Annotated in this window: 21 protein-coding genes; 7 read left to right on the forward strand and 14 right to left on the reverse strand. The window is 61.0% G+C overall.

All coding sequences use genetic code 11. The features are described from left to right. Positions 1-99: 99 nt before the first annotated feature. The 5 genes from rbr to DWW03_RS02815 form a co-directional block, all read right to left on the reverse strand. On the reverse strand, positions 100-678 hold the full coding sequence (rbr, locus tag DWW03_RS02795; RefSeq protein ID WP_015546108.1) for a rubrerythrin: 579 nt from the start codon (positions 676-678) through the stop codon (positions 100-102). A 112-nt stretch (positions 679-790) separates the two neighbouring features. Next, positions 791-1,873, reverse strand: coding sequence for a CapA family protein (locus tag DWW03_RS02800; protein ID WP_220399775.1), 1,083 nt, complete (start codon positions 1,871-1,873; stop codon positions 791-793). Between the two features lies 1 nt (position 1,874). Further along, on the reverse strand, positions 1,875-2,177 hold the full coding sequence (locus DWW03_RS02805) for a DUF4491 family protein (protein ID WP_015546110.1): 303 nt from the start codon (positions 2,175-2,177) through the stop codon (positions 1,875-1,877). Positions 2,178-2,194: 17 nt separating this feature from the next. After that, positions 2,195-3,382, reverse strand: coding sequence for a mechanosensitive ion channel family protein (locus tag DWW03_RS02810; RefSeq protein WP_015546111.1), 1,188 nt, complete (start codon positions 3,380-3,382; stop codon positions 2,195-2,197). An 813-nt stretch (positions 3,383-4,195) separates the two neighbouring features. Beyond that, positions 4,196-5,551, reverse strand: coding sequence for a DcaP family trimeric outer membrane transporter (locus DWW03_RS02815; protein ID WP_022061482.1), 1,356 nt, complete (start codon positions 5,549-5,551; stop codon positions 4,196-4,198). Positions 5,552-5,695: 144 nt separating this feature from the next. Here DWW03_RS02815 and DWW03_RS02820 point away from each other — a divergent pair, with 144 nt between their 5' ends. From DWW03_RS02820 to DWW03_RS02845, 6 genes are all read left to right on the forward strand, one after another. Further along, a complete protein-coding gene (locus DWW03_RS02820; protein WP_015546112.1) occupies positions 5,696-6,853 on the forward strand; it encodes a metallophosphoesterase in 1,158 nt (385 codons plus the stop codon). Beyond that, a complete protein-coding gene (locus tag DWW03_RS02825; protein ID WP_118406263.1) occupies positions 6,844-7,923 on the forward strand; it encodes a dihydrofolate reductase family protein in 1,080 nt (359 codons plus the stop codon). The genes DWW03_RS02820 and DWW03_RS02825 overlap by 10 nt, the downstream gene beginning before the upstream one ends. 109 nt (positions 7,924-8,032) lie before the next feature. After that, on the forward strand, positions 8,033-9,508 hold the full coding sequence (locus tag DWW03_RS02830; protein WP_229028672.1) for a TolC family protein: 1,476 nt from the start codon (positions 8,033-8,035) through the stop codon (positions 9,506-9,508). A gap of 79 nt (positions 9,509-9,587) precedes the next feature. Continuing rightward, a complete protein-coding gene (locus DWW03_RS02835) occupies positions 9,588-10,577 on the forward strand; it encodes an HlyD family secretion protein (protein ID WP_015546115.1) in 990 nt (329 codons plus the stop codon). A gap of 3 nt (positions 10,578-10,580) precedes the next feature. Further along, a complete protein-coding gene (locus DWW03_RS02840) occupies positions 10,581-11,759 on the forward strand; it encodes an ABC transporter permease (RefSeq protein WP_118406265.1) in 1,179 nt (392 codons plus the stop codon). Position 11,760: 1 nt separating this feature from the next. Next, on the forward strand, positions 11,761-12,996 hold the full coding sequence (locus DWW03_RS02845; RefSeq protein ID WP_118406266.1) for an ABC transporter permease: 1,236 nt from the start codon (positions 11,761-11,763) through the stop codon (positions 12,994-12,996). Positions 12,997-13,075: 79 nt separating this feature from the next. Here the strand turns inward: DWW03_RS02845 and DWW03_RS02850 are convergent, their stop codons facing one another. The 8 genes from DWW03_RS02850 to mazG form a co-directional block, all read right to left on the reverse strand. Continuing rightward, positions 13,076-13,732 (reverse strand): hypothetical protein, encoded by a 657-nt coding sequence (locus DWW03_RS02850; RefSeq protein WP_147344283.1) that lies wholly within the window; start codon positions 13,730-13,732, stop codon positions 13,076-13,078. Beyond that, positions 13,729-15,039: a C10 family peptidase gene (locus DWW03_RS02855; RefSeq protein ID WP_118406268.1), complete on the reverse strand. Its 1,311-nt coding sequence runs from the start codon at positions 15,037-15,039 to the stop codon at positions 13,729-13,731. Before DWW03_RS02855 ends, DWW03_RS02850 begins: the two co-directional genes overlap by 4 nt. Positions 15,040-15,299: 260 nt before the next feature. After that, on the reverse strand, positions 15,300-18,272 hold the full coding sequence (locus DWW03_RS02860) for a TonB-dependent receptor (RefSeq protein WP_118406269.1): 2,973 nt from the start codon (positions 18,270-18,272) through the stop codon (positions 15,300-15,302). 360 nt (positions 18,273-18,632) lie between these two features. Then, the gene (locus DWW03_RS02865) at positions 18,633-19,076 is read right to left on the reverse strand and encodes a DUF4890 domain-containing protein (protein ID WP_229108395.1); all 444 of its coding nucleotides are present in this window, start codon (positions 19,074-19,076) and stop codon (positions 18,633-18,635) included. A 141-nt stretch (positions 19,077-19,217) separates the two neighbouring features. Then, a complete protein-coding gene (locus DWW03_RS02870) occupies positions 19,218-19,979 on the reverse strand; it encodes a LytR/AlgR family response regulator transcription factor (protein ID WP_044054682.1) in 762 nt (253 codons plus the stop codon). Then, entirely contained in the window at positions 19,979-21,283 is a 1,305-nt protein-coding gene (locus DWW03_RS02875) for a histidine kinase (protein WP_015546123.1), read from the reverse strand. The genes DWW03_RS02870 and DWW03_RS02875 overlap by 1 nt, the downstream gene beginning before the upstream one ends. A gap of 161 nt (positions 21,284-21,444) precedes the next feature. Continuing rightward, positions 21,445-21,981, reverse strand: coding sequence for a gamma carbonic anhydrase family protein (locus DWW03_RS02880; protein WP_022061984.1), 537 nt, complete (start codon positions 21,979-21,981; stop codon positions 21,445-21,447). 24 nt (positions 21,982-22,005) lie between these two features. Beyond that, the gene (gene mazG, locus DWW03_RS02885) at positions 22,006-22,779 is read right to left on the reverse strand and encodes a nucleoside triphosphate pyrophosphohydrolase (protein WP_022061983.1); all 774 of its coding nucleotides are present in this window, start codon (positions 22,777-22,779) and stop codon (positions 22,006-22,008) included. 152 nt (positions 22,780-22,931) lie between these two features. Between mazG and DWW03_RS02890 the strand changes: the two genes are divergently transcribed. Beyond that, entirely contained in the window at positions 22,932-25,091 is a 2,160-nt protein-coding gene (locus tag DWW03_RS02890; RefSeq protein ID WP_118406271.1) for a beta-N-acetylhexosaminidase, read from the forward strand. A 3-nt stretch (positions 25,092-25,094) separates the two neighbouring features. On the opposite strand, the gene DWW03_RS02895 is transcribed toward DWW03_RS02890, so the two are convergent. Beyond that, positions 25,095-25,724 (reverse strand): lysoplasmalogenase, encoded by a 630-nt coding sequence (locus DWW03_RS02895; protein WP_022061981.1) that lies wholly within the window; start codon positions 25,722-25,724, stop codon positions 25,095-25,097. Between the last annotated feature and the right edge of the window lie 45 nt (positions 25,725-25,769).

The following is a 25,769-nucleotide window of genomic DNA, read 5'->3' on the forward strand; positions in this document are numbered from 1 at the left end:
GTCTCCGGGGGCCGAATATTTGCACGTCCGCACATGCAGCGGAAATAAAAAAGCCCCGTCTCCGAAGAGACGGGACTCGTATGCGGGCCGCAAGGCGGACTAATAGTTCTCCTTCTTCGGCTCGAAATAGGCCTGGGGATGCTTGCAGGCGGGGCACAGCAGCGGAGCCTGCTCGGCCTCGATGACGAAGCCGCAGTTGCGGCACTGCCACCAGATCTTGCCGTCGCGCTTGAAGAAGTTGCCGTCCGTGAGGCGGCTCAACAGCTTCAGGTAGCGGCGTTCGTGCTCGGCCTCCACCGTCGCGATCATCTTGAACGCCGTGGCGATCTCCGTGAATCCCTCCTCCTCGGCGACCTTGCCGAATTCGCGGTACAGCACGTCCCACTCCTCGTTCTCGCCCTTGGCGGCAGCCAGCAGGTTCTCGGCCGTCGTGCCGATGGGTCCGGTGGGGTAGCTGGCCGTGATCTCCACGTCGCCGCCCTCGAGGAACTTGAAGAAACGCTCGGCGTGCTCCTTCTCCTGCTCCGCGGTCTCGGCGAAAACGCCTGCGATCTGTTCGTAACCCTCCTTCTTGGCCTTGCTGGCGAAGAATACGTAGCGGCTGCGGGCCTGGCTCTCGCCGGCAAATGCCTTCAGCAGATTCTGTTCGGTACGCGTACCTTTGATGCTCTTTTCCATAATGTCGTATTGTTTAATGTGTGTGCATTCTTACTGTTACAAAGATAACGATTTCCGGAAACAATCTCCAAAAAAACGCCATCGTTTCTTCCTATGGAGCCATTCGGTTTACCTATAAGCCGTTTCCCGGCAGCGCGTCGAGGTCGGCGCGGAAAATCCCGTAGGCCGCGGGCAGCGTCATCGTGTCGGCGGCCTCGGGCGTCAGGATGCGGTAGCCCGGCACACTGACCCACACGGGCGTCGTTTCGAGCCGGTAGGTCATCCGCCCCTCGGGATGCCGGACGGCCTCCACCGTGGCCACCAGACCGCCGTCGGTGTAGCGGCGGCGCTGGCCCGAGACGAGGTTGCCCAGCGAGTAGAGCACCACGTGCGACGAATCGGCCACCCAGGGCTGAATCACGTGCGGATGACTCCCGACCACCACATCGGTTCCGTGACGGCGCAAAAACGCGGCCAAACTCCGCTGCGCGGCGTTCTCGCGCCGCTGGTATTCGTCGCCCCAATGGACGCACGCGACGATGAAATCGACCCCCGAGGCGCGTGCCGCCGCCAGGTCCGCGGCCATGCGCACCGTGTCGATCAGGTTCACCACCGTACCCTCGGGAACGGGCATGCCGTTGGTTCCGTAGGTGTAATTGACAATCGCCAGCCGTATGCCGCAATGCGTGAGGTAAAGCGGGTTATTTTTGTTGTAATCAGCGCTGTCCGCGAACGCGCCCGTGTGGCGTATTCCGCAGCGGTCCAGCTCCTCGACGCTCGTGCGGATGCCTTCGGCGCCGTTGTCGCAGCAGTGGTTGTTGGCCAGCACGGCGACATCCACGCCTGCGTCGCGCAGGGCGTCGGCCAGCGCCGCGGGCGACCGGAAAAGCGGATAGCCCGTATAGCGGCTGCGGCGCGTGAGGGTGGTTTCGAGGTTCACCACGGCCAGGTCGGCGGCCCTGATGCGGGGCGCGAGCGTCCGGAAAACGGGTTCGTAGTCGAAGCCGTCGCCGCGGCGCACGGCATCGACCTGCGGCATGTGCTGCATCACGTCGCCGCCGAAAAACAACCGCATCCGCCGGGGCGGCGGCACGGGCCCCGGTCCCGACCAGCCGGCCGGAGGCGGAGGCGCGACGGGCGCAGGGCCTCCCGCGGGCGTGCAGCACACGGCGGCAAAGGTCAGCGCCGTCAGCAGGCATATCCGGCGTGCGCGCATGCTATTTCCGCTTGGGGTTCTTCGGAAACCAGCCTTTGGCCACGCGCTCGCGCTGTTCGAACAGTTCGCCGATCGACCACAGCGACGAGGCGCCCCACACGGCCAGCAGCGTCGACCAGAGGATGTGCCGCACGGCGATCGAACCGGCGACGGCGGCAATTCCCATCACGAGGAACAGCCACCAGATTTTCACCCCGAAATAGTATTCGCCCTTGGTGACCATCGGGTGAAAGATGCCGATGATCAGAAAGGTGGCGATGCCGATGACGATTCCGGTGAGGTTGTATTGCGCTAAAAATTCCATGGTTTTTATCCGTTAAATCAAGATTCGGAGGATTGAGGATCGCGGTCGGAGGAGCGTTGGTAGGCCCGCAGGCCGAAGTCGGGAAGGACGGCGAACAGGTGGTCGAAAACAGCCCCCTGCACGGCCTCGTAGGCCACCCAGTCGGTCTCCCGGGTGAAGCAGTAGACCTCGACCGGGATGCCTTCCGGGGTGGGCTGGAGCATCCGGACCATCTGCATCAGGTCGGGGTGGATGCCCGGGTGGCCCTTCAGGTAACGCGCGGCGTACTCCCGCAGGGCGTAGAGGTTGACGACGGGTTCCGCGTCGGGCGTCGTCCCGGCCAGCCCTTTTTCGCGGAGTGCGGCCAGCTCCGCGGCCGTGCAGTTGTGCACCGAACTGGCATCGATCAGCAGCGACCGCTTGATGCGCCGTCCGCCGCTGTCCCACATGCCGCGCCAGTTCTGGAACGAATCGCTGACCAGCGCATAGGGCGGGATGGTGGTGATGGTCTTGTCGAAATTCTGCACCTTGACCGTCGTCAGCGTCACCTCCGTCACATAGCCGTCGGCGCCGTATTTGGCCATCGTGATCCAGTCCCCGGGGCGCAGCATGTCGTTGGCCGAGAGCTGCACGCCGGCGACCAGCCCCAGGATGCTGTCCCGGAAAATCAGCATGATGATGGCCGCCGAAGCGCCCAGTCCCGCGAGTACGGCCGTGGCGTCCTGCCCGATGAGGATGCTGACAATGAGAATCGCCCCGACGCATACCGCCAGCAGCTTGATCATCTGGTAAACGCCTTTCAACGGACGGTTGCGCAGCGTCTCGTGGCGGCTGGAGATCTCGTAGAGCGTATCGAGGAACGCCGCGACGAGTTGCAGGACGGCGACGATCAGGTAGATCAGGCAGGCCTTGTGCAGCACGTTCAGCAAAACGGGCGTGTCGTAGAAAGCCACCCGGAGCAGGACGTACCAGATCAGAGGCGGAATCAGGCGCGCCGCGCGGTGCATCACCTTGTCGCTGAAAAGGTGGTCGTCCCACACGGCTTTCGTCCGGGCGCTGATTTTTTGCAGAAGCGGAACGACCAGGCGGCGGAACAGAACCGCCGCCGCATAGGCGACGACGAGTATGCCCAGGATAATGACTGCCTTGACAGCCAGATTGACATACGTTTCGCTCCATCCGGCTTCGGTCAGCCAGCGGGCTATCGCGTGGTTCGTCTCTTCCATATGTTTACGATGTCGATTGGTCCGATGACAAAGATACGAAAAAGTCGGACCGTTGCAAAACCGAACCGCATGCGATTCGGCAAAACCTCCCGACCTCCTGAAAGTGTCGTTACGACACCAAAGGTACGAAAAAGTCGGATCGTTGCAAATCCGAACCGCATGCGGTTCGGCAAAACCCCGGAAGGTAAAAAAGGACCGGCGGTTACATACTCCATGAAGAATCAAAAAGCAGTGACGCAACGTTCAGCCGCCGGTCCGTATGGCCGGGCCGGCGCTTTCGAAAAAGAAAGGCGCAGGCCCCAAGATACCCATACTCACGTGAAGGTCTGCAACAACCCATGCCGAATACAGATACAAGGAACCCACGCCCGTAACGCGCAGTTTCGATAACAAGCAAGTCAGAACCTCTCGTTGCCGGGCCGTGGGCCGACAACTCGCGGAGCATCCTTGCACCTTCGCCTCGACATTTGAAAGTTGCAGTTTTCACGTGAAGCAAAGCAAACAATCCGCACGCAGGCGAATCGTCAAGACAAAGGTAGCAAAAAAAACGTTCCGTGCAACAGTCGGGCCGTTTATTCTGGCGGAACGGCTTCGTTTGCGGATGCCGACGGCAAAAGGCAGAATTACGGTTTTCCCACGCGGGGTATAGCTACCTTTTGCCCCCAAAAGGTAGCTATGCCCCGCGGGCGAAGACCGCGGCTTTACTACTTTTTGCAGCAAAAAAATACAAAAGCACCCCGCGGTTGCCGCAAAAAAGGCGGCTCCTGAAGAAGCCGCCCGAAAATACTCAATACTATTTAATATACGGTGTCGTCAGAAACTGTATTGCAGCATCACGTTCACGCGGTTGGCGTGTCCCTTGTCGTTCGACATGTCCTTGCGCGAACCGTAGAGGTACTCGCCGGCCACCTTGCAGCGCGGGGTGATCGAATAGAAAATGTTGCCGAAGATATACTGGCCCTGCTTGTACTGGTCGTCGGAGTAGAAACCGTGGCTGCGCTGCACGCGGACGGTCGAATAGCCTCCCGAGATGAACAGACGCGGGGTCAGGTTGATCTGGGCCGCGGCCTGCCATCCCCACATGGGCATGGTCTGAATCTGGTCGGCGTTCTCCGGATTGGGCGTGAAGTCGAGCCCCGAGCCGGTCAGGTCCTGGATATACGGGGTGACGCCCTTGCCGTAGACGCCGTTCATAAAGAGCCGCAGGGGCTGCGCCACCTTGATCGTGCCGCTGAACTGCACGCCCCATCCCAGCAGCGAGGTGTTGTTGCCCGTGCGGAGGTTGTGGAGGTACATGTTGCGCACGACGCCCGAAGCCCGGATGTGACTGTCGCGGTTGGCGCCCCAGGCATACTGGAAGTAGGCCGGGAAATCGGGAACGCGCTGTTTCAGCGTCGCGAAATTGTCGTTGTAGGTGCCGCTGACCGAGGGCATCTCGGCCGCAACGCCGAACTTGAGGTGGTTGTCGGCGAAGGCGTATTCGTAGCGGATCATCGTGGCGAAGTTGAAGTTATAGGCGTTGGGACCCTGGAAGTCGATGGTCGTCGGGGCTGCCGAAAGGTCGCAGAAGGTCGTCACGTCGCGACCCAGCGTAAAGCCCAGGAACGACACGTAGGCCGAACGCAGGCGGGGCGTGTAGCTGCCCTCGGCGCCTCCGCGGAAGTCGGCGTCCATGAACACGACCACGCGGCCCAGCGCACGGGTGTTGGTGATGGCCTTCATAAACAGACGCGAGGTCGAAGCGTCCATCATCAGCTTCTGCCTGGTATCGTAATTGCCGTGAACGGGAATGTCGTAGGTCACGAAGTCGATGTTGTCGACGATGCCGTCGAAGTCATACCCGGCGCGGAGGCTGACGAAACCGCCCAGCGAGAAGGAGAAACGGTTGTTCTTCGTGGCGAAGACGAACTGCGGTTTCTCGACCTGCTGGAAGCCCGGACGGTGGGTCTCGATGTAGTCCTGCGTGGCGTTGTCCATGGCCATGCGGTTGAGCACCGCCGCCTGCTGCATCGCATAAGGCCCGTAGTTGTAGATGGTGTCCACCTCCTGCACCGAGATCAGGTAGACCGTAGGCGAATATTCGCCGCGCATGGCCTTGCGTTCGTAACGTTGCGCCGACGCGGAACCTGCAAGCAGCAGAGCCACGATTAAAAGTCGAAATGTTTTCATAAGCCGAATGAATTTGGTTTTATTAATGTTCTTGCTCGTTCTCAAAGAGTTGTAACTCATCGGACAAATCAGCAAGTTGTATGCCAAAGAAAACCGCGGGAAAAGCAATTTTTCGTATCTTTGCCGAATATAAATAAAAGGTATATGCTCTTTTTTCTGACGTCGATACTCTCCCTGACGGCCATCGCCGCCGATTTCATCCATTTCCGCCGTCGCCGCCGCCGGAAGCAGCCCGTGCGCCGCGCACTCGTGGCGTGGGTCGCCGCGACCGACGCCCTGCCGATTCTCTCGTCGCTCATAGGCGCCTTGAGCCGCGACAACGGTCCGGAGCTGATGTACCTCTATATGTGGCTGTTCTGGGCGTGGATCGTCACCGTTCCGCCGCGTCTGGCGTTCTATGCGTTCAACTTCGTGAACCTGCGCCGCACGGGCTACGTCGCGGCCTGCGCGTTCGTGCTGTTCGCCCTCTGGGGCACGACCCGGGGACGCACCTCCATCCGCGTCAACCGGGTGGAGATCTGCTCCGACCGCATTCCCGAGGCCTTCGACGGCTTCCGGTTCGTGCAGATCACCGACATGCACGTCGGGACCCTCGTCCGTCCCGAACGCGAACTGACGCGACTGGCCGACAGCGTGAACGCGCAGCGCCCCGAGGCGGTGTTCTTCACGGGCGATCTGGTGAACATCCGCGCCGGAGAGCTGGACGAACGCACCACGGCGCTCCTGCGGCGGATCGCAGGCCCGGTCTGGTCGGTCACGGGCAACCACGACGTGGGAACCTACATCAAGGATTCGCTGCGTTTCCCGGCGGCCGGGGAGGCCCGCGAAGTGGTCGCGCGCCAGCGGGCGATGGGGTGGACCGTCCTGGAGGACACGACCGTCTACCTGCGGCGCGGCGCGGACAGCATCTCGCTCACGGGGTTGTCGTTCGACCCCGCGCTGCGCGAACGCCGCCACGACCGCGACCTGCCGGGAACGGCCATTCCCAAGGCTTACGCCGGAGTTCCGGATTCGCTCTACAACATCGCCCTCGTACATATCCCGCAGCTCTGGGAACAGATCGTCGAGGCCGGCTACGGCGATCTGACGCTCTCGGGGCACGTGCATTCGATGCAGCTGAAAATCAGGCCCTGGGGTCGCGGATGGTCGCCCGCGAAATGGATCTACAAACACTGGAGCGGACGCTACGACACGGGCCGCCACACACTTTATGTCAACGACGGCACGGGATATGTTGCATATCCCATGCGGCTGGGCGCATGGCCCGAAGTCACCCTGTTTACCTTGAAACGATGCAGATAACACTATCTTTCGCCACGACGGCCGACGGCTACCTGGACGACAACAGCCCCCGGCGGCTGATGATCTCGACGCCCGAAGACTGGGAGGCGGTCCTGCGCCTTCGGGCCTCGCACGACGCGATCCTCGCGGGAGCCGAAACGCTGCGGCGCGACGATCCCGCCCTGCTCCTGCGCGATGCCGCGGCGCGGGAACTGCGCCGTGCCCGGGGCATGCGGCCCGACCTGACGAAAGTCACCCTCACACACTCGGGACGGCTCTCGCCGTCGATGCGCTTCTTCACGGAGGGCGACGCAGACCGCTACGTGTTTTCAGAAAAGGAACTTCCGGAATTGAAAGGCGTTGCAGAGGTTATTTCAAGCGACAGTTCAATTACGGCTTCAGCGATCGTCACCGAACTCGAAAAGCGCGGCGTGGAGCGTCTGCTGGTCGAGGGGGGAGCCTCCGTCCTGCGCATGTTCCTCGCCGAAGGGATGGCCGACACGGTGCGCCGGGCGGTCAATCCGCAGCTGACGCTGGGACCGGAGCGGGGCGGCGCGCAGTTCCGGTTCGAGGTCCCGGAGGGGGCCGTATGCCGGCGGGAGAATCTGGGCGGCATGGAGGTTGCGACCTGCACGCTTCGTCCCGACACCCGGGACGAAGACCTCCGCTACCTGACGCAGGCCGTGGCCGAAGGACTGCGGTGCGTGCCCAGCCGGACCTCCTATTGCGTCGGGGCCGTGGTGGCGCTTCCCGACGGGAGGAGCTTCACGGGCTACACCCACGAGACTTCGCCCACGCACCATGCCGAGCAGGAGGCGATCCGCAAGGCGCTCGACGCGGGCGCCGAATTGCGCGGGGCGGCGATCTACTCCTCGATGGAGCCGTGCTCGCAGCGGAAGAGCGAGCCGGAGAGCTGCACGCAACTGATCCTGCGCCACGGATTCGCGCGCGTGGTCTTTGCGCTGTACGAACCCGACCGGTTCGTCTGCTGCCGCGGGGCGCAGACGCTGCGCGAAGCGGGTGTCGACGTGCGGGTTTATCCCGAACTGGCCGAAGGCGTGCGCCGGGCCAACGCCCACCTCGGGAGGTGAAACGGGCGTGATTTGTGTCCATAAGGGCCTAAAAATGGCCTAAACGCCCTCCGGGCTGAAGAAGATATTGCAAGAAAATCTATCTTTGTCGAATAAACGCATGAATACTATGAAAATAGCTGTCAAGATCGCCTTCATGGCGGCGGCGACGATCCCGGCGGCGGCGTCCGCGCAGGAGGCCGGGCGGATGCTCTCGCTCGACGAGGCGGTCGCCGTCACCCTCACGGAGAACCCTGCGCTGAAAGCCGCGGCCTACGAGGAGCGCGCCGCACAGCAGCAGCGCCGCGCGGCCATCGGTCTCCGCATGCCCCAGATCAACGTCACGGGCGCATACGCCTACATGGCCAAGGACATCGGATTCGACTTCAACGACCTGAAAGGCCCGGTCAAAGAGGGCGTGGCGGGCGGACTGACGGCGCTCGTGCAGAACGGGCTGATCCCCGCCGACAAGATTCCGACGCTCCAGGGGCTTCTGAACCCGATGATGGATGCCGACTGGTTCCTCAAGGTGCAGGATCAGAGCCTCGGATTCGTGGGAGGCGAGGTGACCGTCCCGATCTGGATGGGCGGCAAGATCAACGCCGCGAACCGCGCCGCGCGGATCAACGAGAAGACGGCCGTCGCGCAGGGCAACCAGACCCGCAACGCGCTGATCTCGGAACTCGTGGAGCGTTATTTCGGACTGGCCCTCGCCACGCAGGTCGTCGCCGTGCGTCAGCAGGTGGTGGACGGCGTGCGCAGGCATCTCGAAGACGCCCGGGCGCTCGAACGCAACGGCATGATCGCCCAGACCGAACGCCTCTACGTGGAGTTCAAGATGGCCGAGGCCGAACGGGAGCTGGCAAACGCCAAATTGCAGGCCGAGACCATCGCCAGCGCGCTGTCGAACACCCTGGGACGCGAGAGCGACTGGCGTCCGGTGACGGCGATGTTCCTGCTCGCGAAGGTCGAGGATCTGGCCTATTATCAGGACCTCGCGCAGGCGCGCAACCCGCTGCTCAGCCAGGTGTCGCTCAAGCGCGAATTGGCCCAGGAGGGCGTGCGCGCCCAGCGTGCCGATTTCCTGCCGCAGGTGGCGGCCATCGGCGGCGGTTCGTTCTACAACTACCAGGTGGCGGGACTCGTGCCGCGCTGGGCCGTGGGCGTGGGGGTCAACATCAAGATTTTCGACGGTCTCAACCGCGAATACAAGTACTCGGCCGCCAAGCAGACCGTGCGCCGCGTGGGCGAGTTGCAGAACAAGGCCGGGAAGGACATCGCGGTGCTGGTGGAGAAACTCTACAACCAGATGATGAACTACCACAACCAGATGACCTCGATCGACGCGTCGCTGAAATTCGCCGAGGAGTATCTCCGGATGAAGAACGCCGCGTTCCTCGAAGGGATGAGTTCCTCGTCGGACCTGATCGACGCCGAGCTGAACCTCGCGGGAGTGCGCACCGAGCGGCTGCAAGCGGCCTACAACTACGACCTGCTGCTGGCCCGGCTGCTCGAGGCCGCGGGCATCAGCGACGAATATCCGTCCTACGCGCGCCGCAACGACGCGCAGGCGGTTCTCTTCGACGGCTCAAGAAGCGGAAATTAGATCGGGAAAGGGCGGGCTTCACGTTACGGCCCGTCGCCGGCCCCCGCAAACAATACGAAATAGATAACAAGCAAACGATATGAAACGAAGCAACGTAATCGGAATTCTGGCGGCCGCAGCGGTCATCGTCCTCTCGGTCGTACTGATCAGCTGGTACCTCACCAAACGGACCCCGACGCTGATTCAGGGCACGGTGGAGTGCACCACCTACAAAGCCTCGTCGAAGGTTCCGGGCCGCATCGACGACATGAAAGTGGCCCAGGGCGACCGCGTGGAGAAGGGACAGCTCCTCTACACGCTCTCGACGCCCGAACTGGAGGCCAAGCTCCGGCAGGCCGAGGCCGTGAAGAGCGCCGCCGCCGCGCTGGACGCCATGGCGCTGGCCGGCGCCCGCGTGCAGCAGATCGAGGCCGCGATGAACATGTGGCAGAAGGCGCAGGCCGGGCTGGAACTGGCCCGCAAGACCTACGAGCGCGTGCAGAACCTCTACAACGACGGAGTGGTTCCGGCGCAGAAGCTCGACGAGGCCACGGCCAACTACAAGGCCATGGAGGCCACGGCGCTGGCCGCCAAGGCGCAGTACGACATGGCGACGGACGGCGCCCGCAAGGAGGACAAGGAGGCCGCCGCGGCCCGCGTCCGCCAGGCCGAAGGGGCTGTCAGCGAGGTGGAGTCGTACATCAGCGACGCGATGGTCTATTCGCCCGTGACGGGCGAGATCTCGACGATCATCGCCGAGGAGGGCGAACTGGTCGGCAGCGGCTATCCGGTGGTGGCCATCCTCGACATGAGCGACCTGTGGGTGACCTTCAACGTGAAGGAGACGCTACTTCCGGGCCTTCGGATCGGGACCCGCATGAACGGCTACGTCCCGGCGCTGGACAGCGACGTGGAGTTCGAGGTGACCTACATCTCCCCGCAGGCCGATTTCGCAACGTGGTCGGCGACCCGCACGCAGGGCGGGTTCGACATCCGCACCTTCGCCATCAAGGCCAAGGCCGTCACCGAGGCCGCGAACATGCGCCCGGGCATGAGCGTGCTCGTCGACTGGGACCAAATCGGAAAGTAAGCGATGCCCGGATTCCTGCACAACACCTGCGCCGTGATGCGCCGCGAGACGGGCCGGATAACCCGTCAGCCGATGTATTTCGTGCTGATGATCGTCCTGCCCGTGGTGTCGTTCGCGTTTTTCGCCCTGCTGTTCAACCAGGGTGCAATCCGCAACATCCCGATCGCCGTCCTGGACCAGGACAACACGACGCTTTCGCGCAAGGCCGTGCAGATGATCGACGACACCCCGACGGCGATGGTGGCCTACGGCATTCAGGGCATGGACGAGGGCGAGCGGCTGATGCGCGAAGGGCGGATCATGGCCATCGTGCAGATTCCGGCCTTCTTCGAGAAGAACATTTTGAGCAACAGCCAGACCCGCCTCGAAAACTACGTCTCGGGAACGAACATCACGGTCAACGGACTGCTGTCGAAGGACATCCAGACCGCCGTGACGACCTTCACGGCCGGCATTCAGCTCCAGGTGCTTATGAAGCAGGGGCTTACGCAGCGGCAGGCCATGGCGCAGCTGATGCCCGTGCGCTTCGACAAGCACGTGCTCTTCAATCCGCACATCAATTACGGATACTACCTCTCGCCGAGTTTCATGCCCATGATGCTGATGATCTTCGTGGTGATGGTGACCGTTTTCGCCATCGGCACCGAACTCAAGCACGCCACGGCCCGCGAATGGCTCGGCACGGGAAACGGTTCGGTCGCGGCGGCGCTCGCGGGCAAGGTGCTGCCCATCACGGCGGTGATGTTCCTGATCTCGCTGGTGATGCTGGTGATCAACTTCAAAATCGTGGGAACGCCGCTGAACGGCAGTCTTGCGGTGATTCTCGCCGGCACGCTGCTCTTCATTTTGAGCTACCAGTCGATCTCGGTGCTGATCGTCTCGCTGCTGGCCAACCTGCGCCTGTCGCTCTCGATCGGCGGCGGATATTCGGTGCTGGCCTTCACCTTCTCGGGACTGACGTTCCCGATCATGGCCATGTGGGAGCCGATGCAGTGGGTGAGCAAGATCTTCCCGTTCACCTTCTACACCGATATTTTCGTCGACCAGATGCTCCGCGGCACGCCGTGGGTCTACTCGCTGCCCGACCTCTGCTACATGTCGCTGTTCATCGTTTTACCGCTCCTGTGCCTGCCGCGCCTGAAAAGGGTCTGCACGGAGGAAAAATTCTGGGGGAGATTGTGATATGAACCGATTTACGAAACAAACAGCCTCTTACTGGAAACAGCTCGGATCGGTCGTCCGCAACGAGTTCCGGACGATCTTCAAGGACGGTGGCGTGATGCTGATTCTGATTTTCGCCCTGATCATCTACGCCACGGCCTACTCGCTGGCCTACGGATCGCAGGTGCTCCGCAACGTGCCGATCGGCGTGGTGGACGAATGCCGCACGCCGACCAGCCGCAGTCTGATCGACACCTTCAACGCCGGGCCGAACACCTATGTGGCCTACAATCCGACCTCGATGGAAGAGGCCAAAGAGCTGTTCTACGGCCGCAAAATCTACGGCGTGGTCTACATTCCGTCGGACTACGAGGAGAAACTCTACGGCGGCGAGCAGGCCAACGTGGCGATCTACGCCGACGCCAGCTACTTCCTGATGTACCGCCAGGTTTTCCAGGAGGTCGTGACCTCGATCGGCAAGACGGGGGCGATGGTCGAATTCCAGCGCCTGATCGCCAAGGGGGCCAACATCCCGCAGGCGCAGGCCACCACCCAGCCCGTGATCTACCAGTCGCACAACCTGTTCAACCCCTATCTGGGCTACGGCACGTTCGTCATGCCGGCGATCATCATGGTCATCATCCAGCAGACGATGCTGATCGGCATCGGCATGATCGGCGGCACGTGGCGCGAATTCGGACTTTACCGCAAACTCTGCCCCGCAGGGCGGCGGCGGATGTCGACGCTGCCCATCGTCCTGGGACGCGGACTGGTCTACGCGCTGATCTACGCCGTGACCTGCACCTATATCCTCGGCCTGCACTACCGGCTGTTCCACTTCCCGATGAACGGCGCGACGGGAGCCGTCATGCTCTTCATGGCGGCATATCTGGCGGCCTGCATCGCCATGGGCATCGCCGTTTCGACGCTGTTCCGCTACCGCGAAAACTCGCTGCTGCTGTTGCTGTGGACCTCGATCCCGGTGCTGATGCTCAGCGGCGTGTCGTACCCGCGCCAGGGCATTCCCGACTGGCTGTTCAACCTCGGACAGCTGTTCCCGAGCAGCCACGGCGTCAACGGCTTCATCCGTATCCAGACCATGGGGGCCTCGATCCCCGAGGTTTTCGCCGAAATCAAGTGGATCATCATCCTCACGGTCGTTTACGGCGGGCTGGCCTGCATCGGCATTCACCAGGTGATCGGCCGCGAACAGCGGGAACATCCCGCCCGGAAGGAAAACGGGGACGAAGGGCGCTAACGGCTCCGTACGCTCCGTACACACGCAAAAAGAGACGCCGGATTTTGGTCCGGCGTCTCTTTTGTGAGTAAACGGCAGTCTAAAATTTATCGGGATTTTCCTCCTTATACTGCTTGTAGGAGATATACGACAGGTATCTATCCACCGTCGCCTTGTCGGTGGCGATATGCCCGACAACCCGGCAGTAATCCTCGTAAACGCCCTTCGAAGTCTGTCCACCCATGTATGCAAAGGGTTGCCGGCCTTTCATCACGAATACACCGTCCTTGTAATAGAGCAGTTCGAGCGTCGTCCGGGCAGCATACTGATCATAGTTGGCGGTCTTCGCACTCTCTTCGATCCCGGGATTATAAAGGGCCAATGTATTCTTCATTTCACCGCTGACACTCCATTGATTGCCTTCCGAATATACCGTCGGGCCGGGAATATGCATAAGCGTAAAGAATGTACGGCATATACCAGTGGGAAGAAGCATCATGCTATTCATGAGAGCCGCTCCGTCCATAACGCCACTCTCGGTTTTTCCATTCGTATAGGTTATATCGATGTCGTCAATCAGCCAGACACCCCGCTGTGCGTCCGCTATGAATACGGCCATATCGATTTTTCCATCGTAACCGATCATCAGTTCGTGGATTTTCGCCTCCACCGAAGTTTTAGGAACAAACTCGGGATCACCTTCGCATGCCGACAGCATCGCCGACGACAGGACTAAAATTGTTATCAACTTTTTCATAAGAAATCATGATTTAAATTACTATCAATACGGGGTAAACGGATCGATGTTATCATCTGCAATCCATCGAAGATATATCCATTGCCAGAAGCGACTCCATTTCCAGGAGCAAAATAGCCATCACAACTGCCATCCCAGCCCCAATTATAATGGACCAGATTGGTTGTCTGAACGGTGGAACTTGTCAGCACATATTCATAGTGAGGAATCAGACCGGGTTCATCGTTATCTACCAGCCTCTCTTCGTAATATTCCGTACCGATACGCGAATAGATATATCCATCGGCAATCCATGCGTGGCCTCCTTCTGAAATATCATTCGCCCTTACATAAACGGGGTGTGTTTCGTCCAGATTGGTTCTAATTGAAGCTATCTCATAGCTTGCAAGGCCCGAAGCGCAACTATAGCCAAAAGAGATCATACAACTGGGCACATTAGATGAAGCAGCACCACTTCCTGTCCTTTTATCATTCTCATATTCTGGATAATATCTCATCCCGACCCGTTGTCCGATTTCCCGCATCAGTGCGGGCACTTGGTATACGTATGGATAACTTATCATCGAAGTCCAGTTCAAAGCGATCGTTTCTCCCGCATGCGGAGCATCGGTGTAGGTCGTCGTGATCGAAGCCGGGAAACGGTAATAGGCCATAATCTGTGCAATGGCTGTCGCCACGCAGCCGGAATACCCATTGCTGCAATAGTCTCCGTAGGGAGATTCCTGCCCCCATCTGACCGGAATAAGCGGGTCGCAGGACCGGGATTCATTGACCTCCACCGTCTTGAATTTAGGCGTAGTGCGTATCGTGTCGAACTTCGGCGGCTTTATCACGGCCAGACTTTGCGCCATGGCGTCCATATAGAAATCGAAATTCTCCACGCCGGTCGGCTCGCCGTAGGTGTAGTTTCCCTTTTCGGCGACAGCCAGCACGGGATCGACGGCGCGGTTGGCGGCAATGACCGAAAATCCGTCGTTGTTCTCAAAATTGAAAACATACATCAAAGTGTCGCTCCCGGCGCCACTGCGCGTGGACGGGGTAGTGACGCATTGGCCGCGTTCGCTGCGGATCGAACGGGCAGTGGCCGAGCGGGTCTGGCCCCGGTCGACAAGGGCGATGCTCTTCCAGGCAAGGGAAAGGGCCTCCTCATAACTGCGCGTCGGCAAGAGCACGGTAGGCCGAGCGGGCTGTTCCGGTGCGACGGCGGATGATTCGTCGTCGATTTTCGCACACGAAACGACACAGATCAAAGCAAGGGCAACCAATACGGAGGTCCCCGCCTGTTTCATTGTACTTGTTTTCTCCATGGCATCATCATTTAATCTGTTAGCACATATGTTGTTCGCCCAGAGCGATTTGGCGGAAAACAACCGCGAAAGGCCATCATGCGGAGATACAGTCACATACAAATATCGATAAAATTTTTAGTATATACAAGCATTTTACCGAAAATTTAAAAAAAAATCTGCAATTTATAAAGATTCCATTTCCGCTGCCGGAGACCTGAAAAAAAGCAGGTTGACGGAGATCGCTCTCGTCAACCTGCTCAATCCGGCCCGGGACCGGTTTACCGCGGTCCGTGGAACATCCCCGGAGGAGGTCCGCCCGGCCCGCCGGGTCCCATGCGGCGGGAACCGGAGGAGGACTCGACACCGTCGTAATCCTTTATATTGCGCGAACCCTTCTTGCCGAAACGGCGCAGGTTGTAGTTGAACTGCACCATATAGTAGCGGCCGATGACGCTGTTGGTCGAGTTCTGCGTGTAGCCCGAACCCGTCGAGCGCGAGAAGGCCCGGTTCTGGTTGAAGAGGTCGTTGACGCCGAACATCACTTCGCCGCGCTTGTTCTTGAAGACCTTCTTGCCCAGCCAGACGTTGCACAGGAGGTAATCCTCCGAGTAATCGTTCGTGAAGCCGATATACTGCGAGTAGGCCGCGCTCGCCGTGAAGGTGAAGCCCAGCGGGAAGACCACCTTCAGGTTGCCCTGCGCCGTGTGGTTGAAATAGCGGTTCTTCGACTTGTCCGCGTTCAGCGAGTTGGTGGCCTCGTTGTAGGTGCCGTTCCACGAGAGGGTGAAGTCGACGTTCTCCGAAATGTTGCTGCCCAGCACGGCCCGGAAGTCGTATCCCATATTCTTGGTGTCGTTGCGCTCGCCGCCCGAGATCATACCCGTCGCCGCGTCCACCGTACCGCCCAGTATGCTGGGGGTCTTGGTGTAGATGACGCCCGCCATGACGTTGAAATTCGATTTGAGGAACCCGATCGGCAGGCCGTAGCTCAAGTGCGTCCGCAACTGCCAGTAACCGTCGAGATTCTCGGTCGTCGAGTAGAAATTGGGCGAATAGGCCTGTCCGTCGATGGTGATGTCACCGGGTCTTTGCACCAGATGCTGGGCCGTGTAATCCAGCGTCGTGTTCATCGAGAACATCCACATGAAGGTCCGGCCCTTTTCGACGTTGGAGTTGGTGTAGTGGAAATTCACCCGGTGCGAGTAGGTCGGCTTCAGGTTCGGATTACCGTGGCTGATGTTTTGGGCGTCCGATACGTCGTAAACGCTTTGCAGGTCGGTGATCGACGGGCTGTCGGTGTAGGACGAGACGAAGAGCCGCAGCGAGTTCTCGCGGTTGATGTTCAGCTGGCCCATCATAAAATAGGTCACGTTGTTGTAGGCGTGCTTGATCTTCTCGGCATCGTCGCGCACGATCTGTCCGTCGAGGGCCGAACGCTGGTAGTAGACGTTGGCGATGAAGGTGTTGCGCTCTTTCGAAAAACGGAATCCGGGCCCCACGCTCTGCGTCAGGTAGCCGCTCTCGTAGGAGTTCGACAGCGAACGGTCGGGGGTAAGTCCGGCGGTCGAGAAATCGTCGCCCGTGATATAGGAACGCTTGTCGCGCTCCTGCGAGTTGTACGACGCACGGTACTGGAAGCTCAACTGCGCGTATTTGGCCACCGGCTCGGTGTAGGTGAAGCTGCCCCGCAGGCTGTACGACGACGACGGCGCCAGGTTGCGCAGGTAACGCAGTTCGGTGTAGTTCGCCGGGTCCCAGACGCCGGTCACCGGGTCGACCGCCGGCCGGTCGGGCTGGGTTGCGAGGATGTTCGACCACGAGTTCGAATTGTTCGTGTTGTCCGAGTAGCTGAACGATCCGTCAAGGGTGATCGTGCGGCCGTTCTTGCCCAGCTTGGCCCGGTAGACGGCGCTCGTCCCGACGTTGTAGCCGTGGCGCAGGGCGTCGCTGAAGTTGTCCGTGCGGCTGTAACCGCTGCCGCCGTCGGCGGGTGCGCCGTACTGCCATCCGGTCGTGCTGCTCCACGGATCGTTGGACTGGTAGCTGAAGCGCGGGCGGATCATCAGGTTCTGGTTCTCGGAGATTTTCCACTCCAGACGGGCGTTGAACCGGTGGTTGTAGCCCTTCGTGTCGGAATAGCCGTTGGTCGACAGCGTATCGGGGATCATCGGGGCCTCGTACCATTTCTCCACCGTCGAACGGTTCTCGGTATTGGTGTTGTTGAAGAAATAGCTGCCCTGGAACGTCACCTGATTGCGCTTGCCCCACGTATCGGAGTAGTTGACGCCGATGGCGTTGACCGACGCCACGCCGCTCTGCGGGCGCACCATGTAATTGCCCATGCCGCCGCGACGTCCGCCACCGCCGCCCGAGACGCCCAGAATGTCCTCGAACGAGAAATTCTGCTGGTTGACGTTGTTGAACAGGCCGATGAATGAAATACGGCTGTCGCCGCTGAACACGTTGGCATTGCCGCCGGCGATGTATTTGAACTTGTCTTCGGTCTCGGTGTCGGCGTCGTAGCCGAATCCGGCGTAGAGCTTGCCGAACTGGCCCTGCCGCATGCCCGGACGGGTGACGATATTGAGCGCCTTGTAGCCCTCGCCGTCGTCCATGCCCGAAAATTCGGCCGCGTCGGAGAGTTTGTTGTAGACCTCCACGCGATCGACGGCCTCGGCCGGAAGCGACTTGATGGCCGTGGTGACATCCTCGCCGAAGAACTCCTTGCCGTCGACGAAGACCTTCTTGACCGTCTCGCCCTGCGCCTCGACCGTGCCGTCAGTGACGGTGATGCCGGGCATCTTCTTCAGCAGCCCTTCGACATCGGCGTCGGCCACGACCTTGAACGCTCCGGCATTGTAGCTCACCGTGTCGCCCTTCTGCGAGGTGCGCAGCGCCTTGGCCTCCTTGACGACCGTTTCGATCTGCACGCCCGGCTTGAGTTTCAGCAGTCCGAGGCTGACCTTCGAAGCCGAGACCCGGAAGGTCGTGTCGAGGTTGTTGTAGCCCAGGAAAGCCACCGAAAGCGAATATTCGCCGTAGGCGAGCGACGGAATAGACACCGCACCCTTGAAGGCCGAGGTGAAATACTGTTTCTTCTCCGGGGTTTTCACAGGCGTGAGCGTCAGCACCGCTCCGACGACGCTCTCCCCGGTGTCGGCGTCGACGACCGTGGCTGTGACGCCGCCCCTCTGGGCGAATGCCGCGGCGGCGAAAAGCGTCAGCAGGGTAGTCAGTAGTGTTCGTTTCATATCTTCTGTTTGTGTGTATCTCTTTTTCGGCGGCGAACCGGCTGAAAACGCGCGTCCGTTCCGCCCGCCCCATGAAGCGGGCTTCTCAAGCCCGGGCGCAGAACCGGCCCGATAGCGTTTCCCGTTTCATCCGCCCGTAAATTGGGCTTCTCAAGTCCGGGCGCAGAACCGGCCCGATAGCGTTTCCCGTCCCATCCGCCCGTAAGTCGGGCTTCTTAAGCCCGGGCGGCGTTGAAAACGGGCGTAAAGTTAATTCTTTTTATGCTTGTTTTGCGCCCCGCACGGGGCGAATCGGCAAAAAAAGGGCGTCAGTCGACCAAACCGACGCCCCGGCCGTAACAAGCCTCAAGAGACCTAACCTCACTCCTTTCCCTTCTTGTCCTTCTTCGGACAGGGCTTGTCACAGCACTCCTTGCCGCCTCCGCGACGGTCGCCTTTTTTCATCATCTGGGGACCATGACCGCGCTGGCCGGGCCGCGGAGCCTGCATCTGCGACCACTGCACGAACTGTTCGGTCGTCAGGATCGACTTCATCTTTTCGGCCTCGGCCTTGCGCGCCTCCCGCATCTTCTCGCGCATGGCCTGCATCTCCTTGATCTGCTGGAAATTCAGGTTGTAAACCTCCTTGGCCTGCGCATCGGTGAGCTTCAGCTCCTTCTGCATGCGTTCGGTCATGCGCTGCGCCATCTGTTCCACGGTCGGACGCTCCTTGGGAGCGGCGGCCGGCTTGGCCTCCTGTGCGAAAGCGCCCGTTCCCGCCATCAGGCAGAGGGCTGCGGCAACTGCAAAAATCCTCTTTTTCATAATTTTTCGAATTTGGTTGTGCATCACTTTTTTTGTTTTCCGGCAATCCGGTTTCCCGGAGTTCCTGATGCAAAGGTAACGCCAAAACGAAAACCCGGAGCCAGGCCCCGGGTAAAACGGCAGAACGGCGGGGTCAACCGCCTATTCGACAGGGTGAAGCGACCGCAGCCACGCCTTGAATTCGGGAACGCGGGCTTTGGAAATGACAATCCGCTCGGGCGTTTCGACAGTGAGGTGCAGCGTGAGACGGCTCCCGAACCACACGGCGATCTCCTTCACGGCCTGCCGCGCGACGATGAACTGGCGGTTGGCCCGGAAGAATTCGGACTCGGGAAGCAGTCCCTGCAACGCTTCGAGGGTTTTGTCCAGCGGGTAGGCCGCGCCGTCGAAACCGTAGGCCGTGACCTTCTCGTTCGACGTGTAGCAGTAGGCGATCCTGCTGCGGTGCAGCGGGATGATTTTGTCGCGCACATGCACCAGGAAAACCTCCTCGCGGCGGCTGGCGGCCAGCGTGCGGACCCGCGAGCCGTAATCGCTGCGCTCAACCGACGTGAGGCGGTGCAGCTTGGCCAGCGCACGGCCGACATCCGAAGCGTTGAGCGGCTTGAGCAGGTAGTCGATGCTGTTGACCTTGAAAGCTTCGAGTGCATACTGGTCGTAGGCCGTCGTGAAGATCACCGGGGCTGCGATCTCCACGGCGTCGAAGATGCGGAACGAATCGCCGTCGGCCAGGTGGATGTCCATGAACAGCAGGTCGGGGTGGGGATTCGAACGGAGCCATTCGACGCTCTCCTCGACGCTCTCGAGCGTCGCCACGATCTCCACGTCGGGAGCCGTCTGCCGCAGAATCGCCGCGAGGTTGCGCGCGGCGGCGGTTTCGTCTTCGATAATCAGGGCTTTCATCATACGGAGGGATTTTGCAGCGGCATGCGCACGGAGAAGGTGGCGCCGTCGTCGACGATTTCGATGTCGCTGCCCGTGATCAGATTCCAGCGGTTGCGCAGGTTCTCCAGCCCGATGCCGGTCGAAGGTTCGGGTTCGAGTTTGGGAACCTTGGGGTTCGACACCACGAGCAGCCCCTCTTCGGTGCGGACCGAGATGTGGAACGGCTTGGTGCGGGTGATCGAATTGTGCTTGACGGCATTGTCGATCAGCGGTTGCAGCGAGAAGGCCGGGAGTTTCCACCCGAGGTATTTCTCGTCGACGTCGATGTCGAAAAAGAGCTTGTCGGCGTAGCGTATCTTGAAAAGGTAGCTGTAAGCCTCCAGGAATTTCAGCTCCTCGTCGAGGGTCATCAGCATGCTCTGGCCGTTCTGGATGATGTAGCGGAACGTGTACGAAAGCTGGTCGATGTAGGTCAGGGCCTTCTGGTCGTGCTTCTCGCGCACGAGCATCGCCAGCGAGTTGAGCGAGTTGAAGAAGAAATGGGGGTTGATCTGCCCGACGAGCATGTTGTAACGCGTGGTGAGGTTTTCGTTCTTGAGCCGCTCGTTCTCGACGACGACGGCCTGCCGCTGGGAAATCAGCACGTAGATGCGCCCGTAGAGCATCGACGCCACCACGGCGAACGAGCATTTGAGCAGCAGCATGTAGTCGAACATCCGCCCGCTCATAAAGTTCAGCCCGATGCGCCCCGTGTGCCACTCCGTGACGGGAGCCACGCAGTAGAGCGCGGCCGCCGCGACGCAGCACCACAGGCAGCGGCGCACGAAGCGCGACATGGAGTAGTTGCGCCTGACGGAGGTGAGGATCGAGAGCATGACGAACGACACGACGAGGTAGTAGAACAGTTGCAGGAGCAGTTCCGTCATCTTCGAAGGCCCGTTGTAAAGTTTGCTGTAATCGAACTCCGCGCCGTTGCGCGTGCGGATTTCCGCCAGCATCGGATGCGCCTTCTCGGAGCGCGGCGGCATCAGGTCCGCGACGATCCGGTCGCCGGGCGCGATCTCCAGCCACCGCATGCGCCGCGTGGGCACGTAGACGCTGTCGCCGTTCTCGTAAACCAGATACCCGTAGCCGTCGGGGTGGACCGAAAGCACGCCCTCGTCGGGCCGTTCGACGGCTCTCTGGTCGGAAGGGCGGGGCTGGCTGTCGCTGTTCAGGTCCACGAGCATCAGCAGCACGTAGGAGAAATTGACCACCAGGCTGATCGCCACGGCAACCAACAGGTTGAGCACCAGATCGGCGTATTTCGATTGCAGTTTCATATAGGGTAGTTATCGCTCTAACTAAAAATTACCGGATTTCGCTTCGGACGGTCGTAGCCGCCGCCTACGGCGGCTCGGGTCTCTTCCGGGGAGGATCCGGAGCGGGACGGGCCTGCGAACGCGGTTTCCGGCCGCGTCCTGCCGTGCCGCACGGAAACCGGTCACTCTTCCGGCTCGCCGTACCAGGAGGCGTACAGCATATAGTCGTGGGCCGTGCGGCGGATGATCTCCTCGCGCTGCTCCGCAGTCACCTCCTTGACCTTTTTGGCCGGGACGCCCGCATAGACCGAGTTGGGTTCCAGCTGCGCGTTCGAGAGCACCAGCGCGTTGGCCGCGATGATGCACCCCGAGGGGATGCGGGCGTTGTCCAGAAGGGTGGCGCCCATGCCGATCAGGCAGTTGTCGCCGATCACCGCGCCGTGGATGATGGCGTTGTGGCCCACCGAGACGTCGTTGCCGATGATCGTCTGCGAAGGGTGCTTCGCCTTGTCGTAGATGGTGTGGAGCACCACGCCGTCCTGGATGTTCGTGCGGTCGCCGATGACGATCCGGTTCACGTCGCCCCGCAGCACGGCGTTGTACCAGATCGAGCAGTCGCGGCCGATGGTCACGTCGCCCAGAATGACGGCCGTTTCGGCCAGAAAGGTGTTCTCTCCGATCACAGGCTCATGCCCGCGGACTTTTCGTATAAGCGCCATATCTGAATTTCTGATTTTTAATTCTTAATTTCTCTTGGCTTCCTGCCACAGCTCCTCCATCGCGCCGAGCGACATTTCGTGAAACGTATGTCCTTTTGCAGCAGCGCGTTCCTCCATGTAATTGAAGCGTTGGATGAACTTCTTGTTCGTGCGTTCCAGCGCCGATTCGGGGTCCACGCCGTAGAGGCGGCAGGCGTTGACGAGCGCGAACAGCAGGTCGCCGAATTCGCCTTCGAGGTCGGTCTTGCTGCCCGATTTCATCTCGGCTTCCACTTCGCCCAGCTCCTCGCGGACCTTGTCCCAGACATCCTCCTTCTGCTCCCAATCGAAACCCGCCCCGGCGGCCTTTTCGCCCATGCGGTAGGCCTTGACCATCGCCGGGAGCGAGCGCGGAACGCCGCCCAGCGTGCCGCTCCGGCGGTTCTTCTTGCGGAGTTTCAGCGCCTCCCAGTTCTCCTTGACCTGGTCGGGCGTGTTGGCGTGAATGTCGCCGTAGACGTGAGGGTGGCGGTAGATCAGCTTGTCGCACAGCGCGTCGGCCACGTCGCCGAAATCGAACGCGCCCTCTTCCTCGCCCAGTTTCGAATAGAACACCACGTGCAGCAGCAGGTCGCCCAACTCCTCCTTGATGCCCTCCATATTGTGGTCGGTGATGGCATCGGCCAGTTCGTAAGTCTCCTCGATGGTGTTGCTGCGCAGCGAGTCGAATGTCTGCTCGCGGTCCCAGGGGCACTCGCGGCGCAGGGTGTTCATCACCTCCAAAAGACGGGCCGTGGCCTTCAGACGTTTATCTTCCATGTCGCAAATTATTTTTTCACACCGGGCGCAGAAGCGGAGTCTGTCCGTGATTCGCCGCCGTCCGCCCGCTAAAACCGTGGTTTTACTCCGGCAAAGGTAGCACATTCGGCGGAAAAAAAGTAACTTTGCGGGAAACAAAATCCTCACGTCGCATGAAATTACGACTTCTGATCCTCTTGACAACAGCCCTTTGCGGCCTGTGCACCGCCGCGGCGCAACCCGCCCCGGAAAAGACGACGCCCCGCGAAGGGATCTTCACGTTCGGTCCCGGAACGACAATCTCCGCCGACCGCGAACTGGCCCCCCTGGCCGAATACGCCGCCGAATACCTCGGGTGCGGGGTCCGCAACGGCATGGCGGGGGAAGGCTCCGTCGTGCTGACGCTCGACGCCCCGGACGGGGAGCCGTCGGAGGCTTACACCCTCGACATCGCGCCCGACCACATCCAGATCGGAAGTTCCACCTGCGGCGGGGTTTTCAACGGACTGCAACAACTGTTCCGGCTGCTGCCGCCCGAAGTCTACGCCCGCAGGGGGATCGCCCCGGGAACCGGCATCGCCTGCGTCAGGATCGAGGACAAGCCGCGGTTCGGCTATCGGGGGATGATGCTCGACGTGGCGCGGACGTGGATCGGAATGGATGAAGTGAAACGTTATATAGACCTGTTTTCCTACCACAATATCAACAAATTGCATCTTCATCTTTCGGACGACGAGGGGTGGCGCATCGAGATCCGTTCGCACCCCGAGCTGACCGAGATCGGCGGCTTCCGCGGCGGCGACTCGCCCGTGAGACCCGTATACGGCAAGTGGTCAGAGAAATACGGAGGTTACTTCAAGCAAAGCGAGATGCGCGAGCTGATCCGTTACGCCGCCCTGCGGAATATCGAGATCATTCCCGAAATCGACCTGCCGGGCCACAGCCGCAACATCGCGTCGGTGCATCCCGAAATCCGCTGCAACTATCCGCCCGACACCGTGTCGACCAACGGTTACGACTACCGTTCGGCATGGTGCGTGGCCCGGGAGGAGAATTACGCGCTGCTGGGCGACATTCTGGGCGAACTGTGCGAGCTGTTCCCCTCGGAGTACATCCACGTGGGCGGCGACGAGGTCGACATGTCGCAGTGGGAGCGGTGTCCCGACTGCCGGGCGCTGATGAAACGGGAGGGGATGACCGACCCGCACCGGCTGGAGGACCTCTTCATGGAGCGCATGGCCGCAATCCTCCGTTCGCACGGCAAACGGCCCGCCGTGTGGAACGAGGCCGTGCGCACGGGAGCCTTCGCCCGGGAGTGCCGCGTGCACGGCTGGGAGAGCGTCAAGGCCTGTCTCGACGCCACGGCGAAGGGTTACCGCACCGTCGTGATGCCGGGCCAGTACTTCTATTTCGACATGCGCCAGTCGCCCCGCGAGGACGGGCACGACTGGGCGGCGATCTTCGACGCCAAAAAGGTCTACGGCTTCGGCTTCACGGAGTTCAGCCCCGAACAGATGCGCAACGTCGAGGGGTTGCAGGGGGCGTTTTTCAGCGAAGCCTACGTCTCGCACGAGCCGGAAAAGCCCGACTACCTCGACTATATGCTCTTTCCGCGCGTCTGCGCCCTCGCACGCATCGCCTGGAGCGGCAACGCCGAAGGGTGGGACGCCTGTTACGAGGAGTTGAAAGGAAAACATTACGACCGGATGGCGGCCATGGGCATCCGGTTCCGGCTCTTCCCGCCGAAGGTCGGCTACGGCGACGGCGCGTTCACCGCTTCGGCGGACGACGGCTCCGCGATTTACTACCTTATGGACGGCTCTCCGGAAGAACACCCTTACACGGCTCCGGTCCGCACCGGAAAACCGCATCTCTACCGCTTCTATTCGCGCTACGGCACCGCCCGCAGCCCCTACGTGGCCGACAAGTCTCGCTGGCGGACCATTACGCCCGCCGTGGCGATCACGACCTCGATGGGCGAGAGCGCGAAGTTCCCCTATGCCAACGCCGAGAGCTACAAGGGCCTTTCGCGTACGCGCCGCGCCTGCCGGCAGCAGGATTGGATACGCTACACGTTCAGCGAGCCGGTGAGGTGCCGCGAAATGTATTTGCAGACGGGAAACCGCCAGCTGCCGAAGACGATCGTGACGACGGGTTACGCCGAAGTGTCGTACGACGGCGCGACGTTCGAGCGGGCGGGAGAGTTGGAGATGGGAAGCATCACGCTGCGCCCCGGGCGTCCGGTGAAGGCCGTGCGGATCGTCTCGACGTGCGACGACAACGGCACGCCCTACGTCACAATCCAGCCGCCGCAGGTGAAACCGGCGCTGTAAGCGTCAGTTCCGGGCCGCGGTTTTGAAGGCGAAGCGGAAAAAGAGGTATTGCGCGAGGTAGTAGGTGATCATAACGATCCAGGTCCGGGCCGGAACCGGTCCGATGAAGCGGTTCCAGGCGATCACCGCGTCGGAAAAGACGAACAGCAGGGCCGCACACCTGAATCCGGCGGCGCATGCCCCGTCGTACTGGAGCGCGCTATAAAGCATTGCGGCGATGACCAGCCCGTAGACGGCGACGCCGATGCGTTCGGCCGGAAACGGGGCCTCGGGGACGATGGCGGCGAAAAGGAAGACGAGCAGCGGGACGGTGACGGCCAGCGAAACCGCACGGAGCCTGCGCCGCGCCCGGGGCAGGAACCAGCACACATAGGCGACATGCGCCAGCGCGAAGAAGGCCATCTGGGGAATGAACAGCCCCCTGGCGCCCACGGCATCCCCGGCGGCGGAAAACAGGAAGGCGAACCCGAACGGGAGCAGTTCCCGGCGCCGCGACAGGAAGGTCGCCAGGGACAGCAGCAGGACGGGCCAGGCGACCTTATAGGGAAGCGCGGCGGCTTTGGTAAAGAACAGCACGGCTCCCGCAACGAAGAACAGGGTCGTCCACGCAAATATTCTGGAAAATCGTCGCATCGGCGTATTTTAAGGAAGACCGCCCGGCTCCGATGGGGCCGGGCG

This window comes from Alistipes sp. AF14-19, assembly GCF_003461645.1.
Lineage (GTDB): Bacteria > Bacteroidota > Bacteroidia > Bacteroidales > Rikenellaceae > Alistipes > Alistipes shahii.